This is a genomic window from Halorubrum sp. CGM4_25_10-8A (assembly GCF_005435025.1).
Lineage (GTDB): Archaea > Halobacteriota > Halobacteria > Halobacteriales > Haloferacaceae > Halorubrum > Halorubrum ezzemoulense.
The window spans coordinates 17,095-39,859 of sequence record NZ_SGTX01000011.1; the positions used below are offsets into that span (position 1 = coordinate 17,095).

Genomic DNA, 22,765 nt, shown 5'->3' on the forward strand with positions numbered 1-22,765 from the left:
CGATCACGCGGACGCAGTCGGCGGAGTGCTCGATCCGTTCCACCGACCCGGGGCTCTCGCATGCGAGCGGCCCCGAAACGGAGTCGCTCGACGCTCGGTGCCGGGGGAGCGACCTCGTCACCGATCCTCGGTCGACGGCCGCCCGTCGGCGAGGATGTCGAACGACTCCTCGATGTCGCCGAGCACGAGCAGCGCGTAGTACCGGAGGTACGTCACGACGGGGACCTGTGAGAGCGTCCCGACGACGAGCAACGCGACGCCGAACAGCACCGCGAGCGGGACGAGGAGGGCGAGTCCGAGCGGCGACGTCACCGAGACGGTCGCGTGTACGATCGCGACCGCGACGAGGACGGGGACCAGGAGCGCGAACGCGACGAGCGCGACCGCGATCGAGACGACGACCCCGGTGGCGACCGTCAACAGGAACGCGACCGCGACGTACGCCAGGTACTGTTTCCACGCCGCCCTGACCGACGGCCAGAGGCGACGCCACGCCGCGACGACGCCCGAGTCCGACTGAATCATGAGCGGCACGACGAACGCGGTCGTGAACCCCGAGACCAACGCGTACCCGGCGCTGATGAGAGCCAGCACCGGGATCCCGACGAGGAACGCCGTGGCGGAGCGCGCGGGGTCGCGCCCGGTCAGGACGGGAACGGCGAGCAGTGCGACCCAGCCGCCGAACAGCGCGAGCATCGGGAGTCCGATCGCGACTCGGAACCCGAACAGGCGGATCCCCTGCCGCCAGCGTCGGCGCCAGTGGCGTCGGAGCGACACCTCGCCGGTGCGGAGCGACTCGATCAGCACGAACTCCATGACCGCTCCGACCAGGCCGAACAGCCCGAGGAGCAGGAGGCCGACGGCGACGACCGCGGCTGCGAGCGTCAGCAGCTCGACCGGGAGCCCGGAGGGAATTTCGCCGGGAGAAACCTCTCCCGTCGGAGCCGACGTGCTGAACTGTGTCGTCGGGAAGCTCACGCCACCGCCGACGAAGAACACGACGACCGCGAGCTTCAGCCAGCGGCGCACGGTGACGGGCGTCAGAAACGCTCGAGTGACACCGAGCGCTTCCTCGACGTTTTCGACTGCGTGGAGGGCCATGCGTCGAGGTACACGGATCGCGTAGTTAGCCCTTCTGGTGGCTTCCGTCGGGACTTACCTCGGCGCCTTCAGGTGCGGGAAACGTACATCCGTCGCCCGACCGTAGGAGATGCTGATGGAGGTCGCGCTGATCACGGTGGGTGACGAACTGCTCTCGGGCGACACGGTGAACACGAACGCCAACTGGCTCGCCGCCGAACTGAGCGAGCGCGGCGTCGCCGTGGCACGGATCCTCTCGATCCCCGACGACAGGGGAGAGATCGCCGACCGAGTCCGGGAGTACGCCGCGGACTTCGACGCCGTAATCGTCACCGGCGGCATCGGCAGCACCCCCGACGACGTGACGGTGGAGGCGGTCGCGGACGCGTTCGACCGCGAAATGGCCGTCACCGACCTCACGCGCGAGTCCGTCGAGCGCCGGCTTGCGGCGATCCGCGAGCGGGTCCCCGACCGCGAGTTCGACGTCGACGTCGAGGCCGAAGCGGCGGTCCCCGAGGGGAGCCGCCCGCTGGTGACCGACGCGGGGCTCGCGCCCGGCTGCGTGGTCGAGAACGTCTACGTCCTGCCCGGCATCCCGGACGAGCTGAAGGCGACCTTCGAGACGGTCGCCGACGAGTTCGCCGGGGACCGCCGCTCCCGGTTCCTGTACACCGTCGAACCGGAGTCGAACATCGTGCCCGCGCTGCGGGAGGCGATGGACCGGTTCGATGTCGCCGTCGGCTGTTACCCCGACCGCGAGGCGGACCACAACCGGCTGAAGGTGACCGCCACCGACGACGACGCGCTCTCGGCGGCCGCGGCGTGGCTGCTGTCGAACGTCGACGCGAGCGAGACGCCGGTGTCTCGCGACTGGTGACGCGGGCGACGCGGGCAACGCGGGCGAGACGACTCAGTCCGCGGGCTGTCCGCCGTCGACGGAGTCGGTCAGGCCTCTCGGTCGCCGCGATGTCCGCCACCATGACGCTCGCCGCCTCCTCGGCGAAGCGCAGCGCCGAGGCGCGGCCGATGCCCGAGCCCGCACCGGTGACCGGCGCCGTCTTCCCGCCGACTCCGCTCACGATTCGATGTCTCGGTCCCGCCGGCGCCTCAAATCCCTTCAGGAACAGGGACCGACAGCGTCGAGCGGTAACGGCCGACCATCGCCTCCGGTCGCCCGTCCGGACCGGTGGGTGACCAGCGAAAAGAGCGTATTGGCGCGAGCGACTCGGTGCCACGGCTGCTCCGCGACGTCTCAGCCGTCCGCGGCGGGCGTCTCGTCGGCGGGGCTGGCCGAGATCCGTCCGCTGCTGTGGACCGAGACGACACACTCCGAGAGAACGAACTTGACCACCCCGGTCGAGGGCGTCGCCTCCCCGTCGCCCTCGCCGAACAGTCGGCTGAGGGCCGCCGCGTGCGCGCGGTCGTACCGGGACGCGACCGTCGAGCGGGCCGTCCCGGTGGCGTTCGAGACGGCCTCGGTGACGGCCTCGTAGAGGGCCGACTCGTCCCAGTGAGCGAGCTGGCGGTCGTGCCACAGTTTCGTCGATTCGTCGGCGGATCGGGGGTTGCGGGTCATTGGTCGAACGCGGGCGTCGGTTCGCCCGTAACTTCTACTGAACGTTCGGTAAGTATCAACCTTTCGTCCGCGTTTGGCGTCGAAGGGGACGACTCCCCGTCGGTGTTCGGAAGCCGCCTCTAGCGCCGTATGACGGGATTTCTGGCAGGTAGACGACTTCGAGACCGCGGAAAGCGCTCTCGGCACACACCCAGAGACGCGGACGAAGCACTTTTACCTACCGAACGTTCAGTATTTGGTATGGCACGCGTTTCGCTCCGAAAGAATCCGCTGCTCGCCGCCCTGTTGGGGACGTTGGCCACCGGGCTCGGCCACCTGTACCTCCGGCGTTGGGTCCGCGCCCTCGGGTGGCTCTCGGCCAGCTTCGCCGCGACGGTCCTGTTCGTCCCCGAATCGACACTGTCCGCCGTGAGTTCGGGGACGCTCGTGGACCCGTTCTCGCTGCTCCCGCTCGTCCTCGTCACCGGTATCAGCGTCCTCGACGCGTACCTCGTCGCGAACGCCGAGCGTCGGTCCGACGACGCTCGGGCGAGCGATGCGGCGAGAGCGACGGAGGCGGACGAATCGCCGGCCTGTCCCGCCTGCGGGAAGCCTGTCGACCCGGACATCGCGTTCTGTCACTGGTGTACGACCGAGTTCGAAGCCCTCGACGACGCCGGCACCGGACGGGTCGACGAGCGGGGAGACGAGTGACGATGGCCGCCGACGCACCCGAGCGGGACTGGAGCGCCGCCGAAGCGGAGATCATGGAGGCGACCTACCGAGCGCTGCTCGAACACGGCTACGCCGGGCTGTCGATCTCGCGGATCGCCGCCGAACTCGGCAAGTCCAAGGCCGCCATCTACTACCACTACGACGCCAAAGACGAGCTCCTGGCAACGTTTCTCGAGTTCGCCGTCGACAGGTTCGAAGCGACCGTCGCGACCGAGACCGGCGACGAGCCGACGGCCGATCTCGAACACGTCATCGAGAAGCTCCTGCCGCTCCAACCGGACGAGGAGCAGCGCCAGCTCCAGGCCGTCTTGGTCGAGCTCCGGTCGCAGGCCGTGACGAACGAGGTGTTCCGCGAGCAGTTCACGCGGATCGACGACCGGTTAGCGGCCGCCATCCGGGACATCGTCGAGCGCGGCATCGACGAGGGGACGTTCCGCGACGTCGACCCGTCGCGGGTCGCGGAGCACGTCTTGGCGACTGTCAACGGCGCGATGTACGCCCGCGCGACGACCGATCGCGAGAGCGCCGCGGCGGCGACCCGGGTCTCGCTCGCCTCGTACATCGACTCCGAACTCCGGCGTCACCCGTGAGCGGAGCGGTGACACGACCGCGCGGAGACGCGTAGCTCTCCCCGCGACGACACGACAGCATCATGTACACTATCGCAGACCTCCCGATCGACAACCGACTCCGGACCGTCCAGTACGACCTCGAGCTCGAAACGGCCCTCCGCCGGATGTTCGAGAACGACTACACGCAGGTCGGCGTCGAACGCGACGGCGAGCTCGTCGGGATTGTCACCTACCGATCCGTCGTCCGGACGCTGCTCGCGTTCCACCAGCTGGACGTGGGCCACAAGACGCTGGACAAGATATCGGTCGGGGCGGCCGTCGAGGACGCGCACACGGTCAGCGAGGACGAGACCGTCCTCGCGGTGTTCGACGCGCTCGCGGAGCACACGTACATCGTCGTCGACGGGGGCGAGGCGTGGCAGATCCTGACCGACTACGACCTCCTGACGCGGCTGAAGCGGATGCTCGAACCGTTCCTGCTGATCGAGTCGATCGAGATGCGGCTTCGCGAGCTCCTCGCGCGGGCGTTCGGCGACGCGCTGTCAGACGAGCTGGCCGCGACGTTCGACGAGGACCACCCGCTGCCGACGCCGGCGTCAGTCGACCACTGTAGCTACGCGCACTACGCCCAGTTCATCTCCATCCACTGGGCGGAGTTCGAGCCGATCTTCGACGACCAGCAGGACGTGATCCGCGAGCTCGTGCTCGAAATCGGCGACATGCGGAACCGACTCTTTCACTTCCGGGTCGACGACCCGGAAGAGTTCGACCGCGACCTCCTCCGGTTCGGCCAGTCGTACTTCTCTTCCGTGTGAGTCTCGCCGAGCGCGGAGGCGCATGGTCTCCCAGCCCGGCTCAGTCGGGCTGAACCAACTCCATTCCCTCTCGGACGGCCTCGCGTCGACCGAGCAGCGTGACGTGGTCGCCGCGGTTTACCACCGTGTCCGCGCTCGGCACCGCGACCGACTCGCTGTCGCCGTCGCTGAGAACGGCGATGAGGCAGCCGTCGGGGAGCATCGGACCCACCTCGCGGACGGCCTTACCGATCAGTTCCTCGTTGGTGACCTCGATCTGTTGGACGTCGCCGGTCTCCCCGATGTCGGTCATCCAGTGGGCGAGGTCCGGCCGCTCGATCTGATTGTCGATGGCCCACGCGGCCGACATCGCGGCCGAGATCGTACTCACGCCTAGGTCTTCGAACGCGTCGACGTTGTCGGAGTTGTTCGCCTTCGCGAGGATCTTCTCGACGCCGAAGTTCGTCTTCGAGAGCTGCGCGACGAGCAGGTTCGTGTCGTCGTCTCCGGTGGCCGCGACCAGGATCTTGGCGTTCTCCGCGCCGGACTTGCGCAACACCTCCGTGTCCGTCCCGTCGCCGATTACGGCGGCGAAGCCGTCGTTGCGGAGCGATTCGACCGTCGCCTCATCTTCTTCGATGATGACGACGTTTTCGCCGCGGTCTTCGAGGCGCTCGGCGAGCGCGCGGCCCACCTGTCCGCCTCCGACGATGATGACTCTCATGGGTATCACGTTGAGGTACTGCGCGATGTACCGCGCCAGCCCGCCCTGGACGAGGGCGGTCACGAAGATGACGAGGAACACCGTCCCGATCAGCAGGTCCGCCTGCTGCGCCAGCGCGGGGTCGTTGAGCTCCGTGGCGGCCGCCCGAAGCTCGGTGGCGAACAGCGTCGCAACCGACGCGGGGATGATCCCGCGCGGCCCGATCGCGCTGATGAACAGCCGCTCGGAGAAGGTGAACCGGTCGCCGACGGTCGAGACGAACACGAGCAGCGGCCGGATCACCACCGCGACCACGACGACCACGCCGAGCCCCGCGAGCCCCACGTCGAATATCGCCGCGGGGGGGAGCTGCGCGGCAAGCGCGATGAACACGAACGCCAGCACGAGCAGCGTGATGTCGCCCTTGAAGTCGGTTATCTCCTCCTTGTATGGGATGTCCACGTTCCCGAGCGCCAGTCCGGCGGTGGCGGCGGCGGCGACGCCGGCCTCGCTCGCCAGCTGGTTCGCCCCCGCGTACGCGGCGAGCGCGCCGGCGAGGGCGAGCAGCCGTGCGTTCCGCGGCGCGGCCCCGGGCGACAGGTCGACGTATCGGAGCAGGTAGTAGAGGATGCCCGCGACGATGAGGCCGACGAGCAGCCCCTCTCCGAGGCGGAGCGCGAACCCCTGAATCAGTCCCTCGCCCGCGACAGTCGGGTTCACCGTCTCGAAGAGCACGACCGCCGTGATCGCCGCCGTCACGTCGTTGACGATCCCCTCCGTCTCCAGGACGGCTGCGACCTGATCGCGGACGGGGACCACCTCGAGGATCGGGGAGATGACCGTCGGGCCGGTGGCGACGAGCAGCGCCCCGATCACGAACGAGAGCTCCCACGGGAGCCCTTCGAGGACTCGGACGGCCACCGCGGTCCCGACCAGTGCGATGCCGGCCCCGACCGTGACGAGTCGGACCGCCGCCCGGGGCGCCTGCCGAATGCGCTCGAACTCGAGGTGGAACGCCCCCTCGAAGACGATGATCGCGACCGCGAGCCCGACGATCGCCGGGAGCGAGTCGCCGAAGCTCTCGCTCGTCACGATCCCGAGCCCCGGTCGACCGATCGTCACTCCGACGAGCAGAAAGAAGATGATACTCGGGACGCGGAGCCGAGCGGCGAGGATCTGCGCGAGGACGCCGAGTCCGATGATGCCGGCGACGAGCGGGATCAGAAACTCCTGTGACACACTCGGTCCTCCGTGCCCTGACTCACTTTTTGCTGGATTATAAGTCAGTTGGTGCGTCCCTCGGCCGCCGACTCGGCGCCGATTCGCCGCCCGTTGCGCGACGACCTGCCCCCGGACGTTCCGTTCCGCTGGCGACGTGTGAGCCGCCGGTTCACCGTCCGATCCCTGTCGAACGCCAAGAGAGGGATTACGCCGTCTCCACGAGCCGGTCCGCTATCCGTTCGAGTTCGTCAGCCTCGCCGACGGCGTCGAGCCACCGATCGGGAAGCGTCGATGCGCCGAACCGCGCACCCGCGACCGCACCCGCGATCGCCCCGATCGTATCGGCGTCTCCGCCGCGATTGACCGCGGTCACGATTGCCTCCTCGGCGCTCTCGGCGGACAGCCCGTCGTGGAGTGCCGTCCGTAGCGAATGAACGACATAGCCCGACGTCTCCAGGTCGTCAAGCGAGTCTCCCCGAGCGAGCGGCCGAAGCGCCGTGACGAGTTCAGCGGGTGCGTCCGTACCCACGTAGTCGAGCGCATCCCGTAACGGCGCGTCCGCGTCGTCGAGGAGCCCAGCCACCGTGAGGTTCAGGATCCCGCACCCGTACGTACACCGCGGATCGGCGTGCGTGATCCGCGACGAATCCCGGCTCACCTCGACGAGTCGCTCTCGGTCCGCCGCGTACGGAACTGCGAGCGGCGCGCACCGCATCACGCTCCCGTTCCCGGCGTTCTGCCCCTCCGGGCTGTGTTCCCAGACGTGCCGGCCCGCCTCGTCCCACTCGCCGCCGTGCTTGAGTCGGCTCAACGACTTCATCGTCATCCGGCCGATGTCGAACGGGTCGCTGTCGTACCACGCGACGAACCGCTCCGCGATGTCCGCCGGATCGAACTCTCCCCGCTCGACGAGGCTCCGCGCGATACACAGCGCCTGCTCGGTGTCGTCCGTGATCGTCCCGGCGGGCTGGTTCCACGTTCCGTGGCCGACCATCTCGTCGAGTCGCCCGTGACCGGTACGGATCCCGGACGCGGACATGAACTCGACCGGCCGACCGAGCGCGTCTCCACAGGCGATCCCACAGAGGACACCGCGGGCCCGATCAACGTCCATACGTCACACGACACGAGCCCCCACGAAAAGTGTCGGGTGACGCGCACCGGCTCCGGCAGCTCTCGCTCTCGCAGTCGACGGTTCTGGTCGATCCGTCCGCCGTCGGCACCGACCCGGCCGTATTCGTTCGTGGGGACGCCGGTCCCGATCCGAACCCGGATCGAAATTCAAATATCCGAACACCTGTAACAAGATATGTTCAAATGACAGAGGAAAGCAGTTCTACCCGGGTTCCCAGTCAGCCGGTCGTCGTCCAGGAGGACACCCATCAGAACGAGGTCCCGGACAACATCGACTCGGAGCTGTACTCGGCGGACAGCCCGGACAACTCGTTCCACGAGTTCACGATCGAGCGCGGAGACGAACTCGTCGAGGCGCTCCGCGACAACGGCTACACGGTGGAGTTCAGAGAGTGAAAGCCTACGGATTCTCCGACGCACAGTGAATCTCCGCAGCGGACGACGCGTCACTCCGAACGAACTGCCGAGGGTGGCCGCTTCGCGTTCATCGATGCTGCGGTTGCCGATGCTGCCTTCACTCGGCGCCCGTATAACGCGTCACCGTTCGAGGAGCTCTCAGGGTTCGCTTCCGCGGTGCGGAACGCCGGGGTAAGTGTTAAAATGCTGCCTTGTCAATTAACATACCATATATGAAGATTGAGGTTAACGCCCTCGGAGAGTTTAATCGCCTCGCTCATGACGGGTCGAAACAGGCCGCGAACTCACTCGGACAGTTGACCGGTGTCCGGCCGACGGTCGAAGCGACGAGCATCGATCTCCTCCGGCGTCGAGATATCATCGCTGACCTTCACAATCAGGATCTCATCGGCATTTCGAGCGAATTCTCCGGGGGTATCGCTGGGACAGCACTGCTCGTCTTCAACGAGGCGGGCGCGAGGACGCTCGCGAAGAGCCTTCCCGGTGACGGCGCCGAGGAGATCGGTCTCGAATCGCGGCTCACGGAACTCGGAAACATCATGCTTAGCGGGTTCATCGACGGGTGGGCGGACTATCTGAACCAGGCTATCGATCAGCGCCCACCGACGTACCTGACGGGAGGCGGGACGGACATCATCCCGGACGCGACGCCGATCGATCAGGCGTCGAATCAGGTGCTGACGGTGAACACTACGTTCGAAACGTCGAGCGCAGTCGTCGAAACGACGGCGTACGTATTCCTCGAGGAGGCGTCGTTCAGGCATATTCTCGATACCCGGCTCACCAGCGAGTCGACGCCGATACCGCTGGACAAGCTCCAGGTGTTCAGCCGAATGGCCGCGAAGGGCGGCGACACCGCAGGCGACAGCATAACGATGATGACCGGGATCGACACGTCGGTCACGGTCAGCCGCATGAGCTTCCTTCAGGTCGAACAGATCGGACCGCGACTCGGTGACGAGCAGCAGGTGGGAGTCGTTGCGAAGCTAACCGGCCTCCCCACCGGCTACGTCCTTGTCCTGTTCGACGAGCCCTCCGCCGAAACAATCGCAGAGGCGATGGGTACCGGAGCGGTCACCGACGGATTCGACGGAATTCACGAGAGCGCGATCGAAGAGATCAGCAATATCATGATCAGCGGATTCGTCGACGGGTGGGCGAACGTGCTCGGCACGTCGAACCAGCATACCCCTCCGGAGTTCGTCCACGACTTCGCGTCGGCTATCGTCGATCCGATAATGCTGGATCTCGCGACGACGCAGGAGTACGTGTTCGGGTTCGACACCCTCATTAAAACGGCTGGGGACGCCGTGAGTTGCAAAATACTCGCCCTCCCACGGGCCGAGGAGCTCAAGGAGGCGCTCGACGAACTCTCGGTCGGCGAACTGTCCGCTGACGTCGAGGCAGAAATGGAGGCCGACCCCGAGTCCCTGTTCCAAGAGCACGTCGAGTAGCGCTTTGGGTGCGGTGATGTCGTCCGAAGTCATCGCGTCGCCCAGCGGCTAACGGTCGACCCGGAAGTCACGAATCCGCCGGTGCGCTGGAACGGAGGGCGACTGGAACCACCGGCTTGAACAGGCCCGCTCATCCCGTGCGCCGGCGGCTCTTCTCGTCGTTGGCGAGATTCATCTCCGTCACGGCGAGGTCCCGCGGCGTCGATCGTCGCACGGTGAGATCATCTCTGCCGGTCGTCTCGCCGGCGTCGAGACTGTATTGTGCGAATTGTACATAAGCTAACGGGACCAGCGATGAACGACGTGCCGATTTTCATCGTTCACGCACACACGGGCGAGGGGGCCACTCCATTTCTCTGAGACGCGTCTGTGAGGTCGCGATCTGAGACCAAGCCGTCTCCGAGACCGGAACTCCCCGACTACGTCGAGGGAGCGGACCGGCCTACCGTGGTTTCACCACCGCATCGCAGTCCGGACACTCCGCGAAGACACCCGTATTCCCGTCCCCGTGGTCGTACTCAATGATCTTCCACGCCGCGGGGATCTCGCGGTCGCAGCTCGGGCACTGTCCGAGCGGCGCCGAGCTGTCGGTCATTAGGGGGGAAAGGGAGCGTGCGACTCTCTTTCCGTCCACCCATTCGCGGTTAGCTGGATTAAACATTCGGCAGAAATGTGTTGTAGACACACAAGCACTCGTTCGGTTCTCGCTTCGATCTATTGCCCGACAACTCCGAGGGCCCACGCGACCGTCGGCCGAGACTTCACCGGTGGGTCCCCGCTGAACAGTGAGTCACTTCGCCGTTAGGGGCGTTCGCCGGGTGCGTAGTCCGTCCGCTCTCGACACATACCTCCCGACGACCGGGCGGCCCGTCTCACGCCGGTCCAGAGACGACCGGCGGGACTCACCGATCGGGGCCGAGACTGAGTCGTATCCCGGCGAGGCCGGCAAAGAGGAGCGCCCGTCCCACCGGCCCCAGCGGGGTGGTCGGGGGCCTCGGCCCGGAGAGGCTCAGGTCCCCACCGGCGCGACGCCGACGAGACTCAGTGCGACCCCCACCCCCATCAGCTCCGGATTCATGTCGAGCGAACGATTGCGGCGACACGACGTGAAGTTTGACACGGTTTCTGTCACGCCGCCGGTGAGTGGCCTGGGTGACGCGCGGAACGCGATCGACGGGAAACGCGTACGACGCGGTCCGGTCTGTCGAGCGCCGTCGGAGTTCAACGGCGACAGCGTACCGGACGCGCTTCTAGCCGCTCCGCCGGTCGGCGCCGGGTCCTGGATCACACCGAAGGTCGGCCTCGGCGATGTGATACCGCACACGACACCGATCCACTCGACTCTCGCAGTCGCAGCGACCGACTCCTCGGCTCCGCCGTCGCATCAGAAGGCCCTTAACTAATCAGTTAGTAAGTTGAGACAGAACGAAATGGGATCGGAGACAAAATCCGAGATCATCGACGCGACGAATTCGGTGCTGTGTGAGCACGGGTACGCCGGCCTCACGGTACAGAAAATCGCCGACGAGGCGTCGATGACCACCGCCGCGATCCACTACCACTTCGACACGAAAGCGGAGTTGCTGAACGCGTTCCTCGACGACCTGATCGAGCGGTTCAAGACGAAACTCACGTTCGAGGCGACCGACCCGCGCGACCGGCTCACAGCGTTCCTCGACCACGCCTTCACACCGTCGGATCCCGCCGCCGACGGCTTCCCCGTGGCGATGATGGAGCTGAAAGCCCAAGCACCCTTCCAGGAACTGTACCGGGAACGGTTCCTCGAACTCGACGACATCGTGTGCGAGGTCGTCAGGGAGATCGTCGCCGACGGTATCGACGGCGGACACTTCGCCGAGACTGACCCGGACGAAGTCGCCAGGCTCGTCACGACGACGATCAACGGCGCACACGCCCGACACGTGGCGCTCGGTGAGCCGCTTGACGACACGCGTCGGATGCTCGAAAACACGCTGGAACTCCACCTCGGCTGGCAGCCCCGATCGGAGGTGGTCGCGTGAGCTTCTTCAAAGGCCAAGAGGAGCTCAACCTGACGGAGGGCGGCATCGTCAAACCGCTGTTTTTCCTCTCGCTTCCCATCGTCATTACGAACCTGATGCAGACCGCCTACAACCTGGCGGACACGTTCTGGCTCGGCCAGTACTCGACGGAGGCGCTGGCGGCCATCTCCTTCGCGTTCCCGATGGTGTTCCTGCTCATCTCGCTCGGGATGGGGCTCTCGGTCGCCGGGAGCGTCCTCGTCGCCCAGCACACTGGCGCCGAGGAGACGGAAAAAGCCGAGTATGCGGCCTCGCAGACGGTCTCGTTCGCGTTCATCGCCTCGGTCATCTTCGGAGCGATCGGGTATCCGTTCGTCGAGGAGTTCCTCGCGTTCCTCGGCGCCTCGCCCGAAGTCCTCCCCGGCGCGACGGCGTACATGCAGGTGGTCGCGCTGGGCTTGCCGTTCATGTTCGGATTCTTCGTGTTCATCTCGCTGATGCGCGGCGCGGGCGACACGATCACGCCGATGCTCGTCATGTTCGGGACGGTCGTCATCAACGTGATCCTCGACCCGTTCCTGATCAACGGTTGGGCGGTTGGCCCGATCGCGTTCCCGGAACTCGGGATTCAGGGCGCCGCTATCGCCACAATCTTCTCGCGGGCGCTGGCGATGCTCGTCGGCCTCTACATCATGCTGTCGGGAACGCGGGGGATTCAGATCAACGTCGCCGATATGAAGCCCGACCTCCAGTATCTCCGGAAGATCCTCCGAATCGGCGTCCCGGCGTCGATCGAGGGGACCGGTCGGGCGCTCTCGATCAACGCCCTGCTGATTGTCGTGGGGCTGTTCTCGACCTCGGTCGTCGCCGCGTTCGGTATCGGAACGCGGGTGTTCTCCGTCATCTTCCTCCCCGCGATCGCCGTCGCGCGCGGCGTCGAGACGATGACCGGGCAGAACGTCGGGGCCGGCAAGTACGACCGCGCACAGGAGGCCAACTACGTGGCCGCGAAGGGACTGTTCGGGATCCTCGGCGTCGTCGGCGTCGCCATCTTCTTCGTCCCGACACCAATCGTCTCGGTGTTCACCGACGACCCGGCCGTGCTCGATGTCGGTGCGCAGTTCCTCCGGTACGTCGCGCTCTCGTTCGGGTTCATCGGGATCCAGCGGGCGTTCACGGGCGGCTTCCGCGGCGCCGGGAAGACCCTGATCGCCGCCGCCATCTCTATCACGGCGCTCGCCGTCATCCGGCTGCCCGTTTCCTACGTGGCCTCGCAGGGCATACTCCCGACCGACCTGTGGTTCCTCGGCCAGCCCGACGTCCGGGGCATCTGGATCGCGTTCTTCGCCTCGAACGTCGCCGGGGCGGTCATCGCGTGGCTGTGGTTCCGACGCGGGACGTGGCGTGCGGGCGACGTTCGCGGGACGCCGGACCCCAGCGGCTCCGAACCGGGACCTGAACCGGACGACGCTGAGGCCACCATCGGGGACGACTGATCACTTCAGCCGTATCCGAAACGCACCGTCGACGCTTTCGGCCCCGTGGACGGTCTCGGGGCCGCGCGTCGCGGCGCTCGCCCCGTACACCGGTAGAACTGGGCAGTCGCCGCAGCGGGCGTTGTCACGCACAGACGCGGAGCGGGTCCACCTGCGCCGATCGCTCGCTACAGCGCGGCGCGCGCCGGTCAGACCGATGAGACGGAGACGGACCCGTCGGGTTTTCGGCGGACGACCTCCAGCGAATCAGCGCTCTCGATCAGGACGCCCTCGCCCCCTGCCGAGCGGTGGTTCATCCGGATGATGTTCCCGCAGACCACGTTGCCGTTCCGAACGGGGTCAACTCGCTTCGTGTGGCCGACGATCTGTGGTAGGGCCGACGGGTCCAGGTGCGTGAAGTCCAGCCAGCAGAGCCCGGCATCGGGGCCGCGGCCGCCGTCGCTGCCGAGGGCGAACACGCGGCCGTGTCGTCGTTCGAGCCGCTTCTGTACCGTTCTGTCGTCGCCGTCGACGGCCAACAGCTCGCTCGCGGCGTTCCGGACTACGTCGTTTACCCTCGTCACGTCGAACGGCTCGTTCTGTCCGGAGTGACTGTAGCGATACTGATATCCCTCGAAGGCGGCCGTGACAGCCCCCTCGCTGGCTCGCCGGAGAAACTCGCGCCGGTCCGCCGCGTCGAGGCCGGTGGAATACGCACCCGGCCACCGGACGAACGACGGGAGCAGAATAGCCAACTCGTGATTCCCTAACTGGTATCGGACCCGCCCGGGCGGGGCTTCCTCTTGGAGTCGCCAGACCATCTCGAGACACTCCTCGTTCGCCGGCCCCCGGTCGATCACGTCGCCGTTGACCACGAGTACGTAATCGTTGTCCGCCCAGTGGAGCCGGTCAGACTCATCGGCCCGTACGAGGTCCGGATACTGCCCGGAGTCACCGACGGCGAGCAGCGCGCTTCGAGCGTCCGTGAGGTAGCCGTGGATATCACTGACGTGTACGATCAACGGGTCGCCGGAGGTTCGTTCGACAGTAGCGGGCGGAACACTCATCTCGGTACACCTTGGTCTTCGACCCCCGAAGTCGTTTGGTGGAGATCGAGCGGACCGTGGGTGATGTAGCGTGATTTATTAGCGTGACTCTCTCAGGTTGAGCAGACCACGTGACGACGTGCTGTTGGGTAGAGTGTCATCATGGACCGAACGGACTTGACGCCGGACCCGAACGAGCTGCTCGAGGCGGCGCTCACAGATCCCGAATCGTTCGACGCCGCGCGGACCGCGCGGGTCGTGGCGCAGCTCGAGCACGACGACGAGGAAGTTCAACGAGCCGCGTCGTGGGCACTTCGATTCGTGTCCGCGGAGACGCCCGAACTCGTCGACGCCTGTGCGGGACGGTTCCGACGAGCGCTTCGCGATCCAGCGGCCCGGTCGGTCGCGCTTCGGACCCTCGCGGTGCTCGATGACCACAACCAGGAGGCGGTCGCCGAGATCATCGATGGGGCGGTCGAAGCCGGGTTGATTGACGAGTCACTTGCCATCCGGACTGTCGCCGGCTATCAACCCCCCGAGTTCGAATCCGGCGGGTCAGTGATCGCGGACGAAGGGGACGAAGCGATCTCACCGACCGAACCCGCCGTCGCGGCGGACCGAGAGGAGTCGACCGGCTCCGCGGACGGCGAGGACGCGTCGCCGACACCCGGACATCCCCCAAACGAGCCCCCTGCGAAGCCACCCCGACTCGACCGATCGCTGACCGAACACAGGTCAAGAGAGGCTGCTGAAGCAGCCGGCGATTCAGACGCCGAGCGCATCCAATTCGCGACGAGCGGGCGCGAATTCACAGCGACGTGCCGCCGGGGTGTGATCGCCAGCGGTATGCATGACGACGCCTTTCGGGACGCGATCGAGCGGTGGCGTCGGATCGACGATCATGACGCTGTCGCACGCGTCGTCGACGCCGGAACGCGCCCCGTACCGTGGCTCGTCTCTGAGCGGGGCGCACCGGGGCTCCTCACCGAGAGAGAGACGCCGGTCTCACCGGCTGAAGCCAGGTGGATTCTGTTACAGATCGCCGACGCGGTTCAGTACGCACACGCTGCGGGCGTGCTTCACGGTGCGATGTGGCCGGGCGTGATTACTGCGGTCAACGCCGTCGAAGACCCTGACGCGTGGGCCTTTCCGCGGGTCAGCGACTGGGGACTGCGGGAAGTGTTCGGGCCGGAGACTACGTTCTCCGAGATACCCGACTCGTACGCGGCACCGGAACACGTCGCTCCCGATCGATTCGGCGGGGTCGACACTGCGACCGACATCTACGGGCTCGGTATGATCGGGCACGAGCTACTGACGGGCGCCGCGCCGATCCGCGACGACGGGACCGTTCACACGCGAGACGTCGTGACCGGTATCCCCGAAGGACTGTCCACAGTCCTGCTGAAGTCGCTGAGAACAGCGAAGATGGAGCGATACGCCTCTGTGGCAGCGTTCAAACGAGACTTGTTATCGTGACCAGCAATGCGTGACCGCGTCGTCGAACGTGGCGGGAACGAACTGATGACGGCGACTCTCGGGTCGAGCGCGTTAGAGCCGGGACCAGCGGTCGTTAGTACCTCGTCACCGGTACTCGGGGCCAGCGTCACTCGGTTCGTCGCCCTCGTCCTCGTGCTGGCCGCGTGCCTCGGAACGGCGCGGTACGCGCTGGTAACAGCGCGACACGAACCGCATGACACGCTCGTGTGGCGGTACGTCGCGTTGTCGACGGCCGTCGGTGGAGTGTTCTCGGCGCTGTTGCTGGCCGAGACGACTCGCCCGGCAGTTGGAACGGTTCTCGTCGCGTTCAGACTCCTTTCACAGTTGTTCTTTGCCGTCTTCCTCGCCTTGTCACTCCGAGAACTGTACTACGCTCAGCCCGCGACATCGACCGAGGGAACCCGGATCTCGCTGTCGACGGCCCGACGGATCGAGACTGGATTCATGCTGCTCGCCTTAATCCAGTTCCCGCTCGTTGTCTGGCTCGGGCCGACGGTGGTCGCGGAGGTGATCGTCGCGACCGCGGCCGGTGCGTTCACCGTTTACGGGGTCTCGTTCGGACAGGCGATCCGGGCGCGTCGGCTGACGCACGGGACCGTCCTCGATGCCACCGTCACCTACGTGATCGCCGTGCTGATCTGTGTGGGGACGGTGAGCGTTATACAGGGCGCCACCGCCACTTCGCTCCCGGCGCCGGCAATCCGAGGGGCCGTCAACGTGCTCTTGGTGATGATAGGGACCTTCCTGATTAGTCTCATTATCAGGCTCAAGCGGAGCGCCGACGCAGCCAGCGCTAGTGCCTGACGACCGGAAACTGCTCGGCAGCACGGAGCGGGACGCGCGGGGAAAACGACAGCAGGTGACGCCACGCTCGAAGGCGAGCGTTTACGTCGGAAGACGCCAAGGGTAGATCAACACATATGGTAGCCAGCGACACACGGTCTGTCGACGAGCTAGAGCGACGCGTCGAGGCGATCGCCGCGACGGAACCGGCCGAGAGGAGCCCGGACGATCACGCGCGATTGACCGACGCCCTCGTCGCGCTCGCCGACGCCTACGGCGAACGCGGAGCGTTCGACGCTGAGGCCGAGACGATCGCGCGGCTGGACCGGCTCCGCGGCCACGGCGGAGCCAACGACACGGCGGTCCACCTCGCGAACGCCCTCGCGAACGCGACGAGCGTGCGGGACCGTGACGACCTCTACGAGACCGCGATCGACCCCGGCCGCATCGAGGCGTACCGAGACCGAATCCAAACGCTGTACGACCGCCACCCCGAGCCGGCGATCGCGGCGCCGCTGGCTCGGGCGACCGCCGAGACGATCCACGCGAACGGGAAGGGGGATCGTCGCGATCGGATCGAACCCCTGGTTGACCGTCTCGAAACGCTGTACGACGCGCATCCCGAGCCGGACGTCGCGGCCGCGCTGTTGCGGGCGTACGCTCACGCGGAACTGTACCTCGGCGAGGAACCCGAGAGCGAGGAGACCGCTGACGTGCCGCTGGGCCGCAACGGCGGCGCCGACACGGGCGACGACCATCCCGATTCGGCGGTCGAAGGTGACCGCGTCGCCCGCGCGGAGGAGCTGTTTCGAACCCACCCGGACGGCGACGTCGCCGCCGGCCTGGCCGGCGTCCTCGCCGGCCGAACGAACGCCGACGCCAAGCGGACGGACGTCGAAGCGATCGAGGCCCGGATCGGTCGGATCGAAGCGCTCGCCGACCGGTACCCGGCCCGGGAGGAGTCGATCACCCGCTGGCTCCCGGTCGCGACGGCGAACGCCGCGCGCGCCGGCTTCGAGGCGGCCGACATCAGTCGGGTCGAACACTGGGCGAGCGAGACGGCCGCGCACCACGAGCGACTCTCGACGCCGTCGAGTGCGACGTGGGCGGCGGTGGCGGCGTTCTTCTCCGCGCGGGCGTCGTTCTTCGACGGCGACATCGACGCGGGCGAGACGAAGCTCGAACGCCTCGAAGCGCTCGAAGACCGGTACGAGAACCCGGTGTTCGCACACTGGCTCGGCCGGGCAATGTTCGACGCCGCCCGGAGTTACGTCGAGAACGACCGATCCGAGCGCGCCCGCGAGATGGTCGACGAGCTGTCCGAGTTCGCGGTGGGCCACCAGGACCGCGAAGAGATCGAGGCTGGGCTGGAGGCGCTCCGCTCGCACGCGCCGCACCTGTTCGACGAGCCCGACGACTCGGGTGGCGAGGCCACGGACTCGGTCGAAGTGACCGCCGGGCCGGTCGCCACGGACGACGGCCCGGACGAAACGCCGAGCGAGACGCGGCCGGACGGCGTCTCTCGCGAACCGGACGAGACGAGTGCCACCCCCGACGCAGACGAGGCCACCGCGGCCGATCGGGGCGGATCGACGGCCGACTCGGCGGACGACGACTCGACGGACGCGCCGGGGTGTGGGAACTGCGGCGACGACGGCTGCGGAAACTGCGGCACGGGCGACGACCTGAAGGAGCCGGCGTCCGGTCCGGTGCTCGCTGCCGTCGGTGCGGCGGTAGTCTTCGTCGGGGTCTCCGTTGCGTACACGCTGTACCGCGCACAGCGCGCGCTCCGGCGGTCGGTCGGATCGCAGTGACGAAGCGAGCCACCCGTCGGCGCCCGCCCTGACCGCCGACACGGCGACGCCGCACTGTGCCGCACCGGCTCCTGTCGCGCAATGCCACAGACTTTCCGTGCGGCGCTGTTCGAACGCGTATGACGATCGATACCGGCGATTCCGTGACGATCGAGTATACGGGCCGACTCGACGACGAAACAGTGTTCGACACCACCCGGCAGTCCGTCGCCGAGGAGGCGGGGCTCGCCGAAGCGCAACCCGACAGAGAGTACACGCCGTTGACGGTCGAAATCGGGGCCGAGCAGGTCATCGAGGGGATGGAGGAGGGACTGATCGGCTTAGAGGCGGGAGACACGGAGACGCTGACGATCCCGCCGGAGAAGGCCTACGGCGAACCCAGCGAGGAACACGTCCAGGAGTTCGAGACCGCGGAGCTCAGAGAGATGCTCGGCGGACAGACGCCGGAGGAGGGCTCGTATCTCGAGGCTCAGAACGGGAGTCAGGGAGAGGTCGTTCACGTCGACGAGGAGATCGTTCGGGTGGACTTCAACCCCCGCCTCGCCGGCGAAACGCTGACGTTCGACGTGGAGATCATCGAGGTCAACTGAGTCTGACTGAGGTGTCGGTGGCCGCCGCACACGGAGAGCCGCACCTCGGGAACGTCCCCCACGAGTTATGTTCGTCTGGGAGACAGTTCCGTTGTGAACGACGAGCTCTTCGAACGCATTCTCGTCCCGATAGCGAGTCCCGAAGACGCGGAGGCGACGGCGCGTGCGATCCGGCCGCATCTCGACGCGGGGACCACGCTCATCGTGACACACGTCACGCGGGGGACCGACGCCGAGACGACGATCAAGACCGGTCGAGACCAGTTCGCCGGGGCGACCTACGAAACGTTCTCGGACATCCTCTATCGCCGCGACCTCGAGTTCGAGTGGGTGACGCTCGAAGCGCGCGAGGTCACGGAGGCGCTCGTCGACGCGGTCGAGATGACCGCGGCGACGGTGGTCGCCTTCACGCCGCGCGACATGGACACGTGGAAGCAGACGCTGGCGGGCGACCCCGGGAACCGACTCATCCGGGAGGCGGCCGTACCGGTGATGGTCTTCCCCAACCAGCAGTCCTGAGAGGCCGTGCCGCTCCGCGTCGCGGGGCGACGCCTCGGGAGCTGAACCCGCGACAGGTCACTCCGAACTGAACTCGACGCCCGTGACTTCGAACCGGGCGCCGTCCCGAGCTCCGGTAGTCACCCGGATGTCCCATCCGTGTGCTTTCACCACCTGATTCACGATGTGTAGTCCGAAGCCGGTCCCGTTTCGCGTGGTGGAGTAGCCGGGTTCGAACACGCTGTCACGGTTCTCTTCCGGAATCCCCACACCGGTGTCTTCGACGTAGAACCCGTCGTCCAGTTCCCCGACGGTAACCGTCACGTCCTCGCCGCCGTGCTCGATCGCGTTACTGATGAGATTTTCGAACAACTGGCGAAACCGACTTTCATCGGCACGAACACTCCGGCTGATAGCCGTTCTGAGCGTTGCCTCAGTGGTAGCGACCGTCCGCCAGCAATCGCTGGCTACATCCGCCGGGTTCACTCGCTCTAACTCGCCCATCTGTTCTCCGACGCGAGCGAGCGCAAGCAGATCGTCGATCAAGTCCTGCATCCGCTCGTGAGACCGGCGCACCGCGTCGATATGCTCACCGTCGTACTCCTCTCGTACCAACTCCAGTCGGCCCTTCGCGACGTTCAGGGGGTTCCGTAGGTCGTGCGAAACTATCGACGCGAACTGGCTCAACTGCTCGTTCTGATCTCGGAGCTGTTCCGTCGTCCGCTTTCGCTGGAGTTCCACCGTCACCCAGTTGCTCATCAGGTCAACCAGCGTCTCCTCCCAGTCCGTGAACCGATCGGCCCGGGCCGCAGTGTCGTAGAAACAGAACGTCCCGTACACGTCACCGGTGTCGAACACCGGGGCTCCGATGTACGACGAAATCCCCCACTCGGTGAATCCCGCCCGGCCGGTCTCCTCGGGCGCATCCCGTTCGACGTCGCCGATCACGACCGTCTGTCTGGTGCTCGCTACTAGTTCACAGTTCGTCGCCGAGACCGGAACTACGTCGCCGGGCTGGATCGTCTCACGGTCCGTGTCGACGAACTCGAAGACGTATTCGTCGTCGTGAATGCTCGAGAGGGTCCCGTACTCGGTTCCTAACTCCCTCCGACCGAGCCGCAGAAGCGCTTGTACCTTCTCGTCGAACGACAGATCCGGGTCCGAAGTGACGTCGTACAGTTCGTGAAGCGCCCGCTCTCGTTGCTTCCGCTCAGTAATGTCGTGAACGGCCCCTCGGAGCGTCGTGACTTCACCGTTTTCGACGTGAGGGTCGCCGCGGATCTCCATCCACCGATCCTCACCGTTAGACCGCTGGAGGCGGGCCTCTATCGCGAACGATTCCCCGTGAGTAAGTGCGTTTTCGACCGCGGCTTCAACCCTCGGCCGGTCTTCCTCGACGTAGATGTTGACGACGTCCTCCAGTGAGGGCGCTCGGTCGCCCTCCCAGCCGATGAGCTCGAACAGGTGGTCGGACCAGAACGCGTCCCCCGTCTTCGGGTCGACCTCCCAGCCGCCGACATCGGCGACCCGTTCCGTGTGATCGAGGAGTTCGACGACGCGATCAAACTCACGCTCGCGTTCTCGCCGCTCAGTTATATCCGAGGCGATACCGACGGTCCGATACACTTCTCCGGCCTCGTTTTTCACCGGAACGGCCCGGTCGTACACCCATCGCGTCTCTCCGTTCGGCCGGACGATGCGGTACTCCTCCTCGTAGGAGCCAGTCGACTGCGGATCGAGGATCTCTTCGACTCGGTCTCGGTCCTCCGGATGGATGGCGTCCGCAAATGACTGCGGGTCCTCGTACAGCGCGTCGGGCGACCGGCCCCAAATCACCTCGTACGCGGGGTTGACGTAGAGCACTTCTCCCTTCGTCGGGTCGGTCATCCAGACCATTTCCTGGATGTTCTCGGCCATCTGCCGGAACCGCCGTTCTCGCTCTCGGAGTTCGTCTTCCATCCGAACACGCTCCGAGATGTCTCGGAGAACGCCGACGAACTTGCGTTCGCCGCCCTCCTTGAACGTGCTGAACGATATCGAGACCGGCACCTCGTGTCCCTCTCGATGCTGGGCGGAGAATTCGATCGCCGTCCAGTCCAGCGACCGGTCGTTCGTCTCCAGGAACCGCTCCATTCCCTGCCGGTGGCCGTCTCGATACCGCTCCGGTATCAAGGTGAACAGCGAGTCGCCTCTGAGGGTCTCCGGCTCGTACCCGAACAAGTCTTCGGTCGCTTGGTTTACGAACTGGATCGTGTTCGTGGAGTCGACGGTGAGGATGGCGTCGCTTGAGTTTTCGGCGATCGCCTCAAGGCGCCGCTTGGTCCGTTCGGCCTCCCGCTCGGCTCGCCACTTGTCGACGACGTTTCGGATCCGATTGGCCAGAACGGCGTACTGATCGGTGCCGACTCCCTTCTGTAAATAATCCGTAACGCCCGCCGAAATCGCATCGCTCGCGATGTCCTCGCTTCCTTTCGCCGTGAACAGTATAAATGGAAGATCGGCGTCCCGCTCGCGAACGGCTTCGAGAAGTTCGATCCCGTTCCGCTCCGGCATGTCGTAGTCGGAAACAACGCAGTCGATGTCCGTTTCAGCGAGTGTGTCGAGTCCGTCACTCGCGCTCCCCGCGGATACGACCTCGAAATGACTGTCCTCTCTTCGAAGATAGGTACTGACCAATTCCGCAAGGTCGGGATCATCGTCGACATGTAAAATGCGGATTGAGTTCACTTTCTCGCTCATGTGACGCCTTACTGTTAGATATATAATTACGCAGTAATAAGTCCCCTATAGAAATGTAACTAAACGTGAACCAAGACGCAGCACTCGGGTAGTGTTTATGAGCGAATGTCGGCCTCGCGCCTCCGGTCTCGACCGTGGTATTGACATCCTCCTCCGCGTAAACGCGGAGGAATCCCGAGCGGTGGGAGTTTCAGGTTTCCAGTCCGATCACCGGACTACCACACCTTTCGGGCACGGGTAGTCCCACAGCGTCGATGTGGTGGACTGCTGGCGGTGCCAAGCCGCCGTTACCCCTATCCTCGACCATGTATGGCGTCCCAATGTTGTTTTTGCCACGGGGGCGCCAGCAGGCGTCAGCGGAGTTGGGGATATCGTGTCGCGTGCTTTGAGCGGTCGGCACAGACACACCCTTCGAGGATGTAGCGTTCACCGACTACCCTTTCAGATACTGTCTCGTTACGCGGGCGGACAGGCCGCCTCTGAAGGACGGTCCGGAATCCGCTCCGTTCCGACCGATTCCTACCTTCAGATAGAGCGGCCTGTCAATTAAATCTCCGTCTGTGAAACTCTGTACAGACGTTCGGCTAGTGGATAGCTTCCCACCATGTCGGCTTCATTACCCGCCTAAAGGCGGGTGTATTCGCCTTGCCGTCTC

General features: G+C 65.9%; 19 protein-coding genes and 1 pseudogene. 13 read left to right on the forward strand and 7 right to left on the reverse strand.

Annotated elements, in window-relative coordinates; genetic code table 11:
- Positions 1-117: 117 nt before the first annotated feature.
- Complete coding sequence (locus EXE52_RS12095) at positions 118-1,101, reverse strand: hypothetical protein (RefSeq protein ID WP_089308551.1); 984 nt, start codon at positions 1,099-1,101, stop codon at positions 118-120.
- Positions 1,102-1,216: 115 nt separating this feature from the next.
- Here EXE52_RS12095 and EXE52_RS12100 point away from each other — a divergent pair, with 115 nt between their 5' ends.
- A complete protein-coding gene (locus tag EXE52_RS12100; RefSeq protein WP_086216452.1) occupies positions 1,217-1,957 on the forward strand; it encodes a molybdopterin-binding protein in 741 nt (246 codons plus the stop codon).
- 82 nt (positions 1,958-2,039) lie between these two features.
- On the opposite strand, the pseudogene EXE52_RS18765 reads toward EXE52_RS12100, so the two are convergent.
- A pseudogene (locus EXE52_RS18765) lies at positions 2,040-2,159 on the reverse strand (short chain dehydrogenase); the annotation flags it as partial.
- A gap of 173 nt (positions 2,160-2,332) precedes the next feature.
- Entirely contained in the window at positions 2,333-2,656 is a 324-nt protein-coding gene (locus EXE52_RS12105; protein ID WP_086219264.1) for a HalOD1 output domain-containing protein, read from the reverse strand.
- Positions 2,657-2,896: 240 nt separating this feature from the next.
- Between EXE52_RS12105 and EXE52_RS12110 the strand changes: the two genes are divergently transcribed.
- The 3 genes from EXE52_RS12110 to EXE52_RS12120 all read left to right on the forward strand — a co-directional run bounded on the left by EXE52_RS12110 (position 2,897) and on the right by EXE52_RS12120 (position 4,757).
- A complete protein-coding gene (locus EXE52_RS12110; RefSeq protein WP_089308550.1) occupies positions 2,897-3,349 on the forward strand; it encodes a zinc ribbon domain-containing protein in 453 nt (150 codons plus the stop codon).
- 2 nt (positions 3,350-3,351) lie between these two features.
- A complete protein-coding gene (locus tag EXE52_RS12115; RefSeq protein ID WP_086216449.1) occupies positions 3,352-3,960 on the forward strand; it encodes a TetR/AcrR family transcriptional regulator in 609 nt (202 codons plus the stop codon).
- A 62-nt stretch (positions 3,961-4,022) separates the two neighbouring features.
- Positions 4,023-4,757, forward strand: a complete 735-nt coding sequence (locus EXE52_RS12120) for a CBS domain-containing protein (protein ID WP_086219267.1) — start codon at positions 4,023-4,025, stop codon at positions 4,755-4,757.
- A 40-nt stretch (positions 4,758-4,797) separates the two neighbouring features.
- Here EXE52_RS12120 and EXE52_RS12125 read toward each other — a convergent pair whose 3' ends face one another.
- Together EXE52_RS12125 and EXE52_RS12130 are read right to left on the reverse strand one after the other, a co-directional pair.
- On the reverse strand, positions 4,798-6,678 hold the full coding sequence (locus tag EXE52_RS12125) for a cation:proton antiporter (RefSeq protein ID WP_089308549.1): 1,881 nt from the start codon (positions 6,676-6,678) through the stop codon (positions 4,798-4,800).
- Between the two features lie 187 nt (positions 6,679-6,865).
- Positions 6,866-7,774, reverse strand: a complete 909-nt coding sequence (locus tag EXE52_RS12130; protein ID WP_049931026.1) for an ADP-ribosylglycohydrolase family protein — start codon at positions 7,772-7,774, stop codon at positions 6,866-6,868.
- A 203-nt stretch (positions 7,775-7,977) separates the two neighbouring features.
- On the opposite strand from EXE52_RS12130, the gene EXE52_RS12135 reads away from it, so the two are divergent.
- The 4 genes from EXE52_RS12135 (at position 7,978) to EXE52_RS12150 (ending at position 13,161) form a co-directional block, all read left to right on the forward strand.
- On the forward strand, positions 7,978-8,190 hold the full coding sequence (locus EXE52_RS12135) for a hypothetical protein (RefSeq protein WP_049931028.1): 213 nt from the start codon (positions 7,978-7,980) through the stop codon (positions 8,188-8,190).
- Between the two features lie 233 nt (positions 8,191-8,423).
- Positions 8,424-9,665: a chemotaxis protein CheC gene (locus EXE52_RS12140; RefSeq protein ID WP_089308548.1), complete on the forward strand. Its 1,242-nt coding sequence runs from the start codon at positions 8,424-8,426 to the stop codon at positions 9,663-9,665.
- A 1,430-nt stretch (positions 9,666-11,095) separates the two neighbouring features.
- The gene (locus EXE52_RS12145) at positions 11,096-11,686 is read left to right on the forward strand and encodes a TetR/AcrR family transcriptional regulator (protein ID WP_049931032.1); all 591 of its coding nucleotides are present in this window, start codon (positions 11,096-11,098) and stop codon (positions 11,684-11,686) included.
- The gene (locus tag EXE52_RS12150) at positions 11,683-13,161 is read left to right on the forward strand and encodes an MATE family efflux transporter (protein ID WP_086219270.1); all 1,479 of its coding nucleotides are present in this window, start codon (positions 11,683-11,685) and stop codon (positions 13,159-13,161) included. Before EXE52_RS12145 ends, EXE52_RS12150 begins: the two co-directional genes overlap by 4 nt.
- Positions 13,162-13,349: 188 nt before the next feature.
- On the opposite strand, the gene EXE52_RS12155 is transcribed toward EXE52_RS12150, so the two are convergent.
- A complete protein-coding gene (locus EXE52_RS12155) occupies positions 13,350-14,207 on the reverse strand; it encodes a metallophosphoesterase (RefSeq protein WP_089308547.1) in 858 nt (285 codons plus the stop codon).
- Positions 14,208-14,348: 141 nt separating this feature from the next.
- Here EXE52_RS12155 and EXE52_RS12160 point away from each other — a divergent pair, with 141 nt between their 5' ends.
- The 5 genes from EXE52_RS12160 to EXE52_RS12180 all read left to right on the forward strand — a co-directional run bounded on the left by EXE52_RS12160 (position 14,349) and on the right by EXE52_RS12180 (position 19,392).
- Positions 14,349-15,665: a hypothetical protein gene (locus EXE52_RS12160; RefSeq protein WP_089308546.1), complete on the forward strand. Its 1,317-nt coding sequence runs from the start codon at positions 14,349-14,351 to the stop codon at positions 15,663-15,665.
- Between the two features lie 6 nt (positions 15,666-15,671).
- Positions 15,672-16,490, forward strand: coding sequence for a hypothetical protein (locus EXE52_RS12165; protein ID WP_089308545.1), 819 nt, complete (start codon positions 15,672-15,674; stop codon positions 16,488-16,490).
- A gap of 116 nt (positions 16,491-16,606) precedes the next feature.
- Positions 16,607-18,283, forward strand: coding sequence for a hypothetical protein (locus EXE52_RS12170; protein ID WP_089308544.1), 1,677 nt, complete (start codon positions 16,607-16,609; stop codon positions 18,281-18,283).
- A 143-nt stretch (positions 18,284-18,426) separates the two neighbouring features.
- Positions 18,427-18,873: a peptidylprolyl isomerase gene (locus EXE52_RS12175; RefSeq protein WP_049931060.1), complete on the forward strand. Its 447-nt coding sequence runs from the start codon at positions 18,427-18,429 to the stop codon at positions 18,871-18,873.
- A gap of 93 nt (positions 18,874-18,966) precedes the next feature.
- Positions 18,967-19,392 carry a universal stress protein gene (locus EXE52_RS12180; RefSeq protein ID WP_049931046.1) on the forward strand — a complete coding sequence of 142 codons (426 nt, stop codon included), beginning with the start codon at positions 18,967-18,969 and terminating at the stop codon, positions 19,390-19,392.
- 57 nt (positions 19,393-19,449) lie between these two features.
- On the opposite strand, the gene EXE52_RS12185 is transcribed toward EXE52_RS12180, so the two are convergent.
- Entirely contained in the window at positions 19,450-22,110 is a 2,661-nt protein-coding gene (locus EXE52_RS12185) for a PAS domain S-box protein (RefSeq protein WP_089308543.1), read from the reverse strand.
- Between the last annotated feature and the right edge of the window lie 655 nt (positions 22,111-22,765).